This window comes from Paraburkholderia sp. MM5482-R2, assembly GCF_050436125.1.
GTDB classification, from domain to species: Bacteria; Pseudomonadota; Gammaproteobacteria; order Burkholderiales; family Burkholderiaceae; genus Paraburkholderia; species Paraburkholderia tuberum.
This window is the reverse complement of record NZ_JBNDLP010000002.1, coordinates 36,444-48,799: the sequence shown is the minus strand read 5'-3', so window position 1 is coordinate 48,799 and position 12,356 is coordinate 36,444. Positions and strand designations below refer to the sequence as shown.

Annotated in this window: 10 protein-coding genes and 1 pseudogene; 9 read left to right on the top strand and 2 right to left on the bottom strand. The window is 63.4% G+C overall.

Features of this window, described 5'->3' with window-relative positions:
- The first annotated feature begins 1 nt into the window (after window position 1).
- From ttcA to OKW37_RS03260, 4 genes are all read left to right on the top strand, one after another.
- Window positions 2-1,003 (top strand): tRNA 2-thiocytidine(32) synthetase TtcA, encoded by a 1,002-nt coding sequence (gene ttcA, locus OKW37_RS03275; RefSeq protein ID WP_429408065.1) that lies wholly within the window; start codon window positions 2-4, stop codon window positions 1,001-1,003.
- Window positions 1,004-1,145: 142 nt separating this feature from the next.
- The gene (gene glmU / locus OKW37_RS03270; protein ID WP_429294082.1) at window positions 1,146-2,507 is read left to right on the top strand and encodes a bifunctional UDP-N-acetylglucosamine diphosphorylase/glucosamine-1-phosphate N-acetyltransferase GlmU; all 1,362 of its coding nucleotides are present in this window, start codon (window positions 1,146-1,148) and stop codon (window positions 2,505-2,507) included.
- 59 nt (window positions 2,508-2,566) lie between these two features.
- On the top strand, window positions 2,567-4,384 hold the full coding sequence (gene glmS, locus OKW37_RS03265; RefSeq protein ID WP_429408067.1) for a glutamine--fructose-6-phosphate transaminase (isomerizing): 1,818 nt from the start codon (window positions 2,567-2,569) through the stop codon (window positions 4,382-4,384).
- 162 nt (window positions 4,385-4,546) lie between these two features.
- Window positions 4,547-5,146: a rhomboid family intramembrane serine protease gene (locus OKW37_RS03260; protein WP_429408069.1), complete on the top strand. Its 600-nt coding sequence runs from the start codon at window positions 4,547-4,549 to the stop codon at window positions 5,144-5,146.
- Window positions 5,147-5,197: 51 nt separating this feature from the next.
- On the opposite strand, the gene OKW37_RS03255 is transcribed toward OKW37_RS03260, so the two are convergent.
- On the bottom strand, window positions 5,198-5,458 hold the full coding sequence (locus OKW37_RS03255; RefSeq protein WP_184035068.1) for a DUF6723 family protein: 261 nt from the start codon (window positions 5,456-5,458) through the stop codon (window positions 5,198-5,200).
- A 277-nt stretch (window positions 5,459-5,735) separates the two neighbouring features.
- On the opposite strand from OKW37_RS03255, the pseudogene OKW37_RS03250 reads away from it, so the two are divergent.
- The 5 genes and pseudogenes from OKW37_RS03250 to OKW37_RS03230 all read left to right on the top strand — a co-directional run bounded on the left by OKW37_RS03250 (window position 5,736) and on the right by OKW37_RS03230 (window position 11,184).
- Window positions 5,736-6,939: pseudogene (locus OKW37_RS03250) on the top strand (alkaline phosphatase family protein).
- 23 nt (window positions 6,940-6,962) lie between these two features.
- Window positions 6,963-8,234 carry a cytochrome-c peroxidase gene (locus OKW37_RS03245; protein ID WP_429509915.1) on the top strand — a complete coding sequence of 424 codons (1,272 nt, stop codon included), beginning with the start codon at window positions 6,963-6,965 and terminating at the stop codon, window positions 8,232-8,234.
- A gap of 125 nt (window positions 8,235-8,359) precedes the next feature.
- The gene (locus tag OKW37_RS03240) at window positions 8,360-9,052 is read left to right on the top strand and encodes a lytic transglycosylase domain-containing protein (protein ID WP_429408075.1); all 693 of its coding nucleotides are present in this window, start codon (window positions 8,360-8,362) and stop codon (window positions 9,050-9,052) included.
- Window positions 9,053-9,246: 194 nt separating this feature from the next.
- Window positions 9,247-10,164 (top strand): DUF2242 domain-containing protein, encoded by a 918-nt coding sequence (locus tag OKW37_RS03235; RefSeq protein WP_429408077.1) that lies wholly within the window; start codon window positions 9,247-9,249, stop codon window positions 10,162-10,164.
- A gap of 768 nt (window positions 10,165-10,932) precedes the next feature.
- Window positions 10,933-11,184: a hypothetical protein gene (locus OKW37_RS03230; protein WP_184056386.1), complete on the top strand. Its 252-nt coding sequence runs from the start codon at window positions 10,933-10,935 to the stop codon at window positions 11,182-11,184.
- Window positions 11,185-11,263: 79 nt separating this feature from the next.
- Here OKW37_RS03230 and OKW37_RS03225 read toward each other — a convergent pair whose 3' ends face one another.
- Complete coding sequence (locus OKW37_RS03225; RefSeq protein ID WP_429408079.1) at window positions 11,264-12,151, bottom strand: DMT family transporter; 888 nt, start codon at window positions 12,149-12,151, stop codon at window positions 11,264-11,266.
- Between the last annotated feature and the right edge of the window lie 205 nt (window positions 12,152-12,356).

Genomic DNA, 12,356 nt, shown 5'->3' with positions numbered 1-12,356 from the left:
GATGAACGCACCGGAAATGCTGACCGCAGACAACGAAGCCGCTGACGCCACCGCGGCACCGTGCGCCGCCCGCGCCCCGAAATCGCCGCTCACGCGCCGCGAGCAGAAGGAAGCGTACGAGAACAACAAGCTCTTCAAGCGTCTCGCGCGCCAGGTCGGCCAGGCGATCGGCGACTACAACATGATCGAGGACGGCGACAAGGTGATGGTGTGCCTGTCGGGCGGCAAGGACAGTTACGCGATGCTCGAGATCCTGATGCGGCTGCGCGAGCGCGCGCCGATCAATTTCGACATCGTCGCGGTAAACCTCGACCAGAAGCAGCCGGGCTTTCCCGAGCACGTGCTGCCCGAGTATCTGACCCAGCTCGACATCCCGTTTCACATCGAGAATCAGGACACCTACAGCATCGTCAAGCGGCTCGTGCCGGAGGGCAAGACCACCTGTTCGCTGTGCTCGCGGCTGCGGCGCGGCATCCTGTATCGCGTCGCCGGCGAGCTCGGCGCGACCAAGATCGCGCTCGGCCATCATCGCGACGACATCCTGCAAACGCTGCTGCTGAACCTGTTCTATGGCGGCAAGTTGAAGGGCATGCCGCCCAAGCTGCAATCGGACGACGGCAAGAACATCGTGATCCGGCCGCTCGCCTACGTGAAGGAAACCGATCTGGAGAAGTACGCCGAGTTGCGTGAATTCCCGATCATTCCGTGCAATCTGTGCGGTAGCCAACCAAACCTTAAGCGCGCGGAAATGAAGGCGCTGGTCCGCGACTGGGAAAAGCGTTTCCCGGGCCGCATCGAGAACATGTTCAATGCGTTGTCGAACGTGGTGCCGTCGCATCTGATGGATCACCAGCTGTTTGCGTTCGCGGGGCTGCGCGCGAGCGGCGAAGCCGACCCGCAAGGTGACATCGCATTCGACGAAGAACCATGCTCGAGCGGCGACGAAGACGCGCCGCTCACCAGTGCGAAGACCATTTCGCTGGTCCAGTTCGACGACCTGTAACGAGCGAAAAGTGCCTGTTCCGACGGCATTCCGGCGCTTTTCCGCCGGCTTGCAAGCCCTGCCAAGGCCGCGTCTGCGGCCTTTTTTTGCAGGTGCAGCATGATAGAATCGTCCGCTCCAAACTCGTCTATTTGCCGACGCCATGAACATCGTCATTTTGGCGGCAGGTACCGGCAAGCGCATGCGGTCCGCGCTTCCCAAGGTGCTCCATCCTCTGGCCGGCCGGCCGCTCCTCGCTCATGTCATCGACACCGCCCGCGCGCTGAAGCCCGCCCGCCTGATCGTCGTGATCGGCCACGGCGCCGAAGCCGTGCGCGAAGCCGTCGCGGCGCCCGATATCCAGTTCGCGGTGCAGGAGCAACAGCTCGGCACCGGCCACGCGGTGCAGCAGGCGCTGCCGCTGCTCGATCCATCGTTGCCCACGCTGGTGCTTTATGGCGACGTGCCGCTCACGCGTGCGCAAACGCTGCGTGCACTGACCGGGCGTGCCGGCCAGGACGGCTACGGCGTGCTCACCGTCACGCTCGACGACCCGACCGGTTACGGTCGCATCGTGCGCGATCAGCACGGCAACGTGCAACGCATCGTCGAGCAGAAGGACGCGAGTCCCGAGCAGCTGAAGATCGCCGAAATCAACACCGGCATCATCGTCGCGCCGACCGCGCGCCTTGCCGGCTGGCTCGCGGCGCTCAAAAACGACAACGCGCAAGGCGAGTTCTATCTGACCGACGCGGTCGAAATGGCGATCGAAGCCGGCCTCGAAGTCGTCACCACGCAGCCCGACGACGAGTGGGAAACGCTCGGTGTCAACAGCAAGCAGCAGCTCGCCGAGCTCGAGCGGATTCATCAGCGCAATGTCGCCGACGCACTACTCGTCGCGGGCGTGACGCTCGCCGACCCGGCGCGCGTCGACGTGCGCGGCACGCTCGAATGCGGCCGCGACGTGTCGATCGACGTCAACTGCGTGTTCGAAGGCCGTGTGACGCTGGCCGACAACGTCAGCATCGGGCCGAACTGCGTGATTCGCAACGCGAGTATCGGCGCCGGTACGCGCGTCGATGCGTTCACGCACATCGAAGGCGCGGAAGTCGGCGCGAAGGCCGTTGTCGGTCCATATGCGCGCTTGCGCACAGGCGCGGCGCTGCAGGACGAGTCTCATGTAGGGAACTTCGTCGAGATCAAGAACGCGGTGCTCGGTCATGGCTCGAAGGCCAACCACCTCACCTACATCGGCGATGCGGATGTCGGCGCGCGCGTGAATATCGGCGCGGGCACGATCACCTGCAACTACGACGGCGCCAACAAATTCCGCACCGTGATCGAGGACGACGTGTTCGTCGGCTCGGACACGCAGCTGGTCGCACCGGTGCGCGTGCAGCGCGGCGCGACGATCGCGGCCGGCACCACGGTGTGGAAGGACGTCGCCGCCGACGCGCTGGTGTTGAACGATAAAACCCAGACGAGCAAGACGGGCTACGTGCGCCCTGTCAAAAAGAAAAGCTGATCGATACGGCGTGCCCACGAGGCGCGCTCACTGAATCCGGCACTGAAAAGGAATACACCATGTGCGGCATTGTCGGCGCGGTTGCGCAACGTAATATCGTTCCCGTCCTGATCGAAGGACTGCGACGCCTCGAATATCGCGGCTACGATTCGTGCGGCGTCGCCGTGCTCAGCGCTCGCGGGCCGAGCCGCGCGCGCAGCGTCGCGCGCGTGGCCGACCTCGAAGGCCAGGTGCGCGACGGTCACCTCGAAGGCGTGACGGGCATCGCGCATACACGCTGGGCCACGCATGGCGCACCGGTCACCGACAACGCGCACCCGATCTTCTCGCGGGATGCGCTGGCGTTGGTACACAACGGTATCATCGAAAACTACGAGACCTTGCGCGAAATGCTGCGCGGCAAGGGTTACGAGTTCGTCTCGCAGACCGACACCGAGGTTATCGCGCACCTGGTCCATAGCCTGTATCGCGGCGACCTGTTCGCCGCGGTGCGCGAGGCGATCGCGCAACTGCACGGCGCGTATGCGATCGCGGTGCTGCACGAGGATCAGCCGCATACGGTGGTCGGCGCGCGTCAGGGCTCGCCGCTCGTGGTCGGGCTCGGGGACGGCGAAAACTTCCTCGCATCGGACGCGCTCGCGCTCGCAGGCAGCACCGAGCGCTTCATCTTCCTCGAGGAAGGCGACGTCTGCGAACTGTCGCTCGATGGCGTGCGCATCGCCGATCGCCAGGGCGAGGCCGCGCAACGCGAGGTGCGCCAGGTGGCCGCCTATGGCGGCGCGGTCGAACTCGGCCCGTATCGCCACTTCATGCAGAAGGAAATCTTCGAGCAGCCGCGCGCGATCACCGACACGATTCCGCAGGCCGACGCGTTCGATGCGTCGATCTTCGGCGAAGGCGCGCGCCAGGTGTTCGCGGACATCGACAGCCTGCTGATTCTCGCGTGCGGCACCAGCTACTACTCGGGGCTCACCGCCAAGTACTGGCTCGAATCGCTCGCGAAGATTCCGACTCAGGTCGAGATCGCGAGCGAGTATCGCTATCGCGAGTCGGTGCCGAATCCGAAGTCGCTGGTGGTGGTGATTTCGCAGTCGGGCGAAACCGCCGACACGCTCGCGGCGCTCAAGCACGCGCAGGGGCTCGGCCACAAGCACACGCTCGCGATCTGCAACGTCGGCACGAGCGCGATGGTGCGGCAGACCGAGTTGTCGTTCCTCACGCACGCGGGCCGCGAGATCGGCGTCGCGTCGACCAAGGCATTCACGACGCAGCTGGTTGCCCTGTTCACGCTGGCGGCAACGCTCGCGAAGCTGCGCGGACGTTTGAACGACGAGCAGGAAGCGAGTTATCTGAAGCAGTTGCGCCACCTGCCGGCGGCGCTCAACAGCGTGCTCGCGCTGGAGCCGCAGATCATCGCGTGGTCGGAGGAGTTTTCGCGAAAGGAACATGCGTTGTTCCTCGGACGCGGCATGCACTATCCGATCGCGCTCGAAGGCGCGCTGAAGCTCAAGGAGATTTCGTATATCCACGCCGAGGCGTATCCGGCTGGCGAGCTGAAGCACGGGCCGCTGGCGCTCGTGACCGAAGCGATGCCGGTGGTGACGGTCGCGCCGAACGACGCGCTGCTCGAAAAGCTGAAGTCGAACATCCAGGAAGTGCGCGCGCGCGGCGGCGAGCTTTATGTGTTCGCCGATGCCGATACGAAGATCGTCAACGGCGAAGGGCTGCATGTGATCCGGATGCCAGAGCACTATGGCTTGCTGTCGCCGATCCTGCACGTCGTGCCGCTGCAGTTGCTCGCGTATCACACCGCTTGTGCGCGTGGCACGGATGTGGATAAGCCGCGGAACCTGGCGAAGTCGGTGACGGTGGAGTGACGAAGACGTAGCGGCAAACCGGGCCGCAAGCTCATGCAATCAGCCGCGCCGCCATGCGGTCCGGCGGACGAAACACGATCGGCATCTGTCTTGCCACGATGCCTCGACGTGACGACGCCACATCGACTACCCTCTGTCGACATCCCATGTGGCCTCGTCATCATGAAGACCTCACCTCCCAACACGCTAACCGAAAAGCTGAAGTCACGCGTCGTGCTAATCGCGCTGTTCGTCGCTTCGATGTGGGCGGTGTTCTTTCTGTCGGTTGCGTTGCCGTTCCTGCATCTGAACGAACACGGCGTCGTGCCGCGTTCGCTCGACGGCTTGCAGGGCATCCTGTTCGCGCCGTGGCTGCATGCGAGCGTCGGACACATCGCCGCCAACACGAGCGGGCTCGTCGTACTCGGCTGGCTGTGTACGTGGCCGAACATCGCCGGCTTCTGGCGCGCGACCATCGGCGCGATGCTCGGCGCCGGTCTTTGCGCGTGGCTATTCGGCGCGCCGTATTCGGTGCATATCGGCGCGAGCGGGCTGGTGTTCGGCTATGCGGGCTACCTGGTCGCCCGCGGCTACTACACGCGCAATCTCGTGTCGATCCTCGTGGCCCTGGTCGTCGTCAGCAGCTACGGTCTGAGCCTGCTGTTCGGCGTACTGCCGATCTATCCGGATGTGTCGTGGCAGAGCCATGTCGGCGGCGTGCTCGGAGGTGTGCTCGCCGCGCGTGCGGGGGCCGGCGCGGCAAACCGGGTACGCGTGCGCTAACCCACCCGCATTTTTTCGCCTATCGGCTTATCGCCGGGTGATCGACGAATCCTACAACTCCGGCCGCGCCAGATCGCTCGCGACGATGTGTTCGCCATACACCTGCGCGGCCGCGAGCGCTTCGAGTCGGCTCGCGTGTGGGCCCAGTTCGGGCGCGCCATCGAATGGAAACAGCACGCGGCCGTCGGTCGTGCGCAGCACCTTCAATACGCCGAAAAAGCGCCGGTAGCCGGCCATTTTCGCGCTCGCCGAAATCTCGAAGTCGTCCTCCGACGTGCCGGGGACGCTGGGAATAAACGCGGTCTTGCTCATAGCTGAAAACATCGGTTGTTCGTTGAGGCGGCGCGCAACGATGGATGCGCGCGGCCGACGCGCATTGTCTCAAATCGGCGCGAAGCGTGAATCGAGTCGGCAACCCGCTGGTTCGCCAATGGTTTTATCGGTGAACGAACGTCAACTTTCACGTCAATGTCATAGGCGCTCCATAAAGTCTGCCCGCAAATAAAACCGCATTCCCGACAGGGCAACAAAGAGACAGCAACAGAGGGCAACGAACATGTCACACCGCATTGGGCTACGCGCACTCATCATGGCCGCTTGCGCGGCTTTAATCGCTTTGATCGTGGCCGCCTGCGGCTCGTCTTCTTCGTCCGGCGGGCTGCAACTGACCGGACAGCAGCAGATTCGCCACGTCTTCGTGATCACGCTCGAAAACGAAAACTACGCGACCACGTTCGGCGCCAACACCAAAGCGCCGTATCTCGCGCAAACACTGGCATCGCAAGGCGCGCTCGTGCAGCAGTACTACGGCACGGGCCACGTGAGTCTCGACAACTACATCTCGATGATCAGCGGCCAGTCGCCGACCAACGAGACCGACAACGACTGCATGACCTATCAGGACTTCAAGCTGACCGGCATGACGTCCGATGGCCAGGCGATCGGCTCGGGCTGCGTGTATCCGGCGAGCGTGAAGACGTTGCCGGACCAGCTGAAGGCAGCGGGCTATACGTGGAAGGGCTATGAAGGCGACATGGGCAACGATCCGTCGCGCGAAGCGGCCACCTGCGGCCATCCGACGCTGAACACGACGGACCTCACGCAGTCGGCCGAAGCGCCGAGCGCGGCCGTGCCGCTCGGCGACCAGTATGCGACGCGCCACAATCCGTTCATGTACTTCCACTCGATCATCGATTCGCCGGACTGCGGACAGCACGTCGTCAATCTGAATAACCTGCAGAACGATCTGCAATCGGTCTCGACCACGGCGAACTTCAACCTGATCACGCCGAACCTGTGCGACGACGGCCACGACGCACCTTGCGTGAACGGCCAGCCGGGCGGCCTGACGAGCGCGAACACGTTCCTGCAGAAGTGGGTGCCGATCATCACCGCATCGCCGGCGTTCCAGAAGGATGGCCTGCTGATCATCAACTTCGACGAAAGCAGCTACGCGACGGTCACGCAGTCCGCGTCGGGCGAGGATCTGGTATTTGCGGGCACGACCTGCTGTAGCCAGCAACCCGGCCCGAACCTGCCGTCGTTCCCGGAGACTTCGTCGCTCGCCTATAACGGCATCACGATCAACCTGACCAAGTCGAGCTACGGCGGCGACCAGACCGGCGCTGTGATGATCTCGAAGTTCATCAAGCCCGGGTACGGTGTCCACGGTGCCGTACAACCACTATTCGATGCTGAAGAGCATCGAGGACATCTTCCAGCTCGACCACCTTGGTTATGCGGCACAGGCCGGTCTGGTGGGGTTCGGCAGCGACATCTTCACGAACCTGTAAAAGACTCGATGCTGTCTTCTGTCATGCGATTCACGGCGCGCGCGAGCGCGCGTCGGATAGCGCTCGCCGCCCTGATGGGCGGCGCGTTACTGGGGGGCGCCGGTGCGGCGCCCGCTGTTGCGTCGAATGCGACACCGGCATCCGCCGATGCGAAGCCCGTCTATAGCGACGCCGCCGCGCTCGGCAAACTGATGTTCTTCGATCCGGCGCTGTCGGCCTCGGGCAAGATGTCGTGCGCGAGCTGTCACAGTCCCGAGCACGCGTACGGGCCGCCCAACGGTCTCGCCGCGCAACTGGGCGGCGCGGACTTGCATCAGCAGGGCACGCGCGCGGTGCCGAGCCTGCGCTACGTGCTGAACCGTACGCCGATCTGGACGCATGCGCAGGCGGCGAGCCTGTCCGAGCGGCTCAGCGAAACGGACAACGCGCCGGTCGGCGGCTTCGGCTGGGACGGACGCTTCAACTATCTGCACGATCAGGCGAACTTCCCGCTGTTCAATCCGAACGAGATGGCCAACAAGGATCCGGCCGCATTGCTCGCGAAGATGCAGCGCGCGCCCTACGCTGCGCGCTTCAAGGAAGTATTCGGCCAGAACATTTTTGCCGATCCGACCAAGGCGTTCACCCAGGCGATGTACGCGATCGAGCGCTTCGAGCTCGAAGACCCGAGTTTTCATCCGTACACGAGCAAGTTCGACTACTACCTGGACGGGAAAGTGCAACTAACTGCACAAGAGTTGCGCGGCAAAAAACTGTTCGACGACCCCGCCGGCGGCAATTGCGCATCCTGTCATATCGACCAGTCGGGCGTGAACGGCGCTCATCCGCTTTTCACCGACTACAACTTTCAGGCGCTTGGCGTGCCGCGCAACGCTGAACTGAAGGTCAACGCCGATCCGAAGTATTTCGACATGGGCCTGTGCGGACCATTGCGTACGGATCAGAGCGACAAGCTGAACTGCGGACTGTTCAAGTCGGTATCGCTGCGCAATACCGCGACGCGTCAAGTGTTTTTTCACAACGGTCGCTTCCACACGCTGAAAGAGGCGTTGCGTTTCTACGTGCAACGCGACACGAACCCGGACAAGTGGTATCCAAGGGATGCGCACGGCAAAGTCGACAAATTCAACGATCTGCCGGTCGCACTGCGCGTGAACGTCGATACGACCGACGAGCCGCTGACGCACAAAACGGGCGAGCGTCCGGTCTGGTCCGAGCGTGATATCGACGACGTCGCCGCGTTCCTCGCGACGCTGAGCGACGGCTATGACCTGAAGTTAAAAGCGGTCAAATGAACGCATCGGAAAGCGGGGCGAGTTCCGGTCACCCTTGATTTAAAAGACAAAAATTGCCGAGGAAAGGCGCCGCCCGACGCCGCGGCGCTATAATGCGCGGATCTTTGCTTCCTCCGACGTCCACTATGAGCCGGTTACTTTGCCTGATCGTGCTTTCGCTCGGCCTCGCGCAAACCGCGGCGGCCGACGAGAACACCGACCGAATATCGGCGTACCTGACGCAGAAGTTCGGTGTGGGCAAAGAAAAGGCTCAAAAGATCTCCGACGCGGTGCAATCCGCCGCCAACAAATACTCCCTTCCTCCGGCGCTGCTGCTCGCCATCATCTCGATCGAATCCCGCTTCAAGGAAAAAGCCCGCGGCGCCAATGGCGCGACGGGGCTGATGCAGGTCGTGCCGCAGGCGCACCGCGGCCTGCTGCGCAACGTGAAGGATCTGACCGAGCCGGGTGCGAACATCGAAGCGGGCTCGGCGATTCTGTACGGCTACATGCGCTCGGCGAACGGCGATCTGAATACCGCGCTCAAGAGCTATGGCGGCTCGAAGGCCTATGCGCAGAAGGTGAATCTGCGCGTGGAGGATTTCGCGGCGGTTGCGACACCCGCTGACGGCGCTTCCGGGGCCGTTGGGGGGGCCGCGTCGTGCGAGGCGGATCGTTGCGCCAGCGCGAATCCGTGGGCCGACGCGTTCAGCGTGCCGGCGGTGCTCATTGCATCCGCGGCACCCGCCGCGAGCGGGGCAGCCGGGGCATCGTCGGCCGCGACCTCTGGGTCGACTTCGGCCGCGACGATTGGCTCGACGCGCACGACGTCGAACTAGGCACGCACGCGCGATTTCTTTCGCATTTTCGCCCGCATGCACTGCGAGAGCGCGGCAGCGTGCTTCAAGTTGACGTGGTGTTACCCGCTGCAATAGGGTCCGGGCTGTACCTTGCACGCTTTTTACGCACGTGACGCTGCCCGCTCTACAATGCATTTCCATTCGCGCTCACGAAGCGCTTCTCGCAACTGATCATGCAGAACCCCTTTTCCCGCACCACCGCCGCGGCCCTGTTCGGGCTGGTCGCGCTCACGGCATGCAGCAGCACGCCGCAACCCAAATTCACTGAGGAACTATTCGAAACCGGCGCAAGCCCGTACGCGCGCAATTTTAATTCGAGTACGGGCGATAGCTGCGAAGCCGCGCGCCGCGCATTGCTGAGCCAAGGCTATCTGACGACGATGTCGCGTCCCGATACCGTCGACGGCACGAAGAATTTTCAGCCGACCGGCGATTCGCACGTGGTCGTCGAATTTCACGTCGTGTGCACGCCCGGCGAAGAGGCGGCCGATACCAGCATCGTGTATGTGAACGCGGTGCAGAACGGCTTCGCGTTGAAGAAGAGCGATACGTCGGCGAGCGTCGGGCTCAGCGTGCTCGGTTCGCTGTCGCTGCCGATTCGCTCCAATAGCGACGCGATGGTGAAGATCTCGAGCGAGACGATTCCGTCGGGCAAGTTCTATGACCGCTTTTTCGGTCTCGTCGATCATTACTTGCAGACGGTCGTGCGCACGCAGCCGGTGACGAGCAGCCCGATCGAGACGCGGACGCTGCCGATGCCGGTAGCAGCGCCGCTTCAACTGACGATCCCTGAACCGGTGCCCGAGCCGGTAGCGGCGACCACCTCCGCTGCAGTTCGAGCGACGCCGACCGTGCCGGTTCAGACGACGTCACCAGCGCTCGCCCAACCGACGACCGACAAGCCTGTCGCCGTGACGCCACCAGCTGTGGCTCAGGCGGTCCAGTCAGCGCCCACGCCAGTGCAGTTAACCGCGCCCGCACCGGTTCCGTTGACGACACCGTCGACATCCTCGCCGGTCCAGCCCGCCGACCCGATTGGCCAGGCTGCAGCGATCGAACCCGCGAGCGGCACGGCGCCTCTGGTGCCGTGACAGCGGCGCAGCGGCTTTCGGATCGAGGCTGATCAAGGTCCGATCAGCCTCTGATTCAGGCGCGCAGCGACATTCACCTTATGGTGTTTACTTGATACGTATACATACGTAGTAGTAGTTAACAAGGGTTAACCGATTCTGTGGATAAGTCGCAAATGTCGCGCCGCTTCAACATCATGCGAAACCTATAACCTTGCGGAACACGTCGGTAGAAAAACTACATAACTGGGATAAGTTCGAACACCGTTAGCCGACCCTGATCTTTATCAAGATTTCGCGCACAGGCTGTTCGCCGCGCTATCCCGAAGTTATTCAGAGGTCGCTGTGGATAACAAGTCTCCGACCGACACTTCCCGTTGCTCCTGCATCGACGCTTCGCGCGAAGCGAAGCGCTCGCCAACGCACAGATTTCCGCCCACCGAACGCGCACATTGATAACGCGGCACGAAGATTGCGCGCCTTCTTATTGCAAGCGCGACTGTTGCTATTTAGTCAAAATCATTTGCCCAACGAACAATCCGGCATAGAGTTAAAGTGCTTTGTGAGGTTTCTGGTGCAGTGCGGGGGATGTATGAGACGCAGATCAGCACGACAGCTAGTCCGTCTTCTGTCGGACCTTCGACATGCGGCCCATTGCAGCTCGTTGCGTGCGGTCGCGACGAGTCGGATGATGGCGCTGGCAGCCGCCGAGAACGGCGACGCCGCTCGCGACGACAGTCCCGAGTCCGCGCGCGATGCGCAGCGCGACAGGCTGTTCCGGAGCAGATCATGAGAGCCGCGAGCGAACAGTCGTTGCGGTTTCTGGTCGAGAAGTGGCTTTCGCCATCGCCGGCCGAGCCGGTTCACGTGACGGAGTTCAGCCGCACGCGCGCGGGCGGGCGGCGCTATGTGAGGGTGGAGACGTCGTCGGAACAGGGCGGGCGGGGTCTGTTCTTCTTTCGCCACGACGACGGCTGCTGGTGCGTGTTTCCGCCAACCGCCGATACGCCGAGCCTATTCGCTCATCCGCGCGCGGCATAGTTGGGCGAAGGGGCAAGACGCCTGTCGGCGCGCATCGCGCACCGAGCGTTGGCGTCGAATCGTTTTATAACGCTGTAAATCACATCACCTGCGGCGCACGCTGCCGGGCGCGTTTCCAGCCCGGCAGTATCTGACACACGATCAATCCCGCGAGCATCAGCGCAGAGCCGAACAACGCGCGAGTCGTCAGCGTTTCGCCGAGGACGAGCCAGCCCGCAAACGCCGCGAACACGCCTTCCATGCTGAAAATCACCGCCGCATGCGAGGGCGCCGCGTAGCGCTGCGCGACCACCTGGATCGTATACGCGACGCCCACCGATAACGCACCGCCGTACGCGATCGTCGGCGCGGCTCGCGCAATTACCGCGGCGCTAACGGGTTCAATGGCAAGGCCGATCGACAGACACACGAGCCCACAGGTCACGAACTGCGCGAGTGCGAGCATCAGCGTGTCGTGGCGCGCCGCGAAGCGGCCGACCAGCATCATCTGCGCGGAAATCACCAGCGCCCCGGCGAGCTGATACCAGTCGCCGTACAGCATCGAAAAGTGCTCGTCGACGCTCAGGAAGTACATGCCAACGGCCGCCAGTAGCGCGCCAAGCCACGTACGGAGGCCAGTCCGGTGGCGCAACAGCACGCCGAGCAGCGGCACGATCACCACATACAGGCCGATCTGCTGCAGCGAGATCGACACGGCCAGCACGACGCCGAGCAGCCCGCCCGCGCCAAGCAGTTCGCGGGCTCCGCCGGGCGCGCGCTTCGTCAGCTCGGCGAGCGCCGCGCGGCGCACGCAGACGATCATCGTCAGCACGACGAGCGCGCCGAGCAGAAAGCGCAAGCCGGTAAACAGGAACGGGCCGATCGTATCGAGGCTCAGTCGCTGTGCGACGAACGCGGAGCCCCAGATCATCGCCGCGATCAGCATCAGCACGTTCGCGCGCAGGTGTTGGCGGGTATCGGGATTCAAGATTTCTTCTGATTTGTCTTGGGATCGCGCTGGGAAGCCGCGCAGGCGCGCCACGCGGTGCTCAGCCGGTAAGGAATCGCTCACATGATACGCGGGCGTCGCGCGCCGGGCAGGCAAAGCCCGCAAGTCGCGCGATAATCGCGCAACGGCCGTGCGGTCGCCGGCCTGCGGATCGCGGTGATCAAGCGACTTGCGGACCGGACCG

Excerpts from the sequence above, each read along its gene's own strand:
- OKW37_RS03230 (WP_184056386.1), top strand. The coding sequence starts at position 10,933 with ATGAGAGCCGCGAGCGAACAGTCGTTGCGGTTTCTGGTCGAGAAGTGG.
- OKW37_RS03240 (WP_429408075.1), top strand. The coding sequence starts at position 8,360 with ATGAGCCGGTTACTTTGCCTGATCGTGCTTTCGCTCGGCCTCGCGCAA.
- ttcA (WP_429408065.1), top strand. The coding sequence starts at position 2 with ATGAACGCACCGGAAATGCTGACCGCAGACAACGAAGCCGCTGACGCC.
- glmS (WP_429408067.1), top strand. The coding sequence starts at position 2,567 with ATGTGCGGCATTGTCGGCGCGGTTGCGCAACGTAATATCGTTCCCGTC.
- OKW37_RS03235 (WP_429408077.1), top strand. The coding sequence starts at position 9,247 with ATGCAGAACCCCTTTTCCCGCACCACCGCCGCGGCCCTGTTCGGGCTG.
- OKW37_RS03245 (WP_429509915.1), top strand. The coding sequence starts at position 6,963 with ATGCGATTCACGGCGCGCGCGAGCGCGCGTCGGATAGCGCTCGCCGCC.
- glmU (WP_429294082.1), top strand. The coding sequence starts at position 1,146 with ATGAACATCGTCATTTTGGCGGCAGGTACCGGCAAGCGCATGCGGTCC.
- OKW37_RS03260 (WP_429408069.1), top strand. The coding sequence starts at position 4,547 with ATGAAGACCTCACCTCCCAACACGCTAACCGAAAAGCTGAAGTCACGC.
- OKW37_RS03255 (WP_184035068.1), bottom strand. The coding sequence starts at position 5,458 with ATGAGCAAGACCGCGTTTATTCCCAGCGTCCCCGGCACGTCGGAGGAC.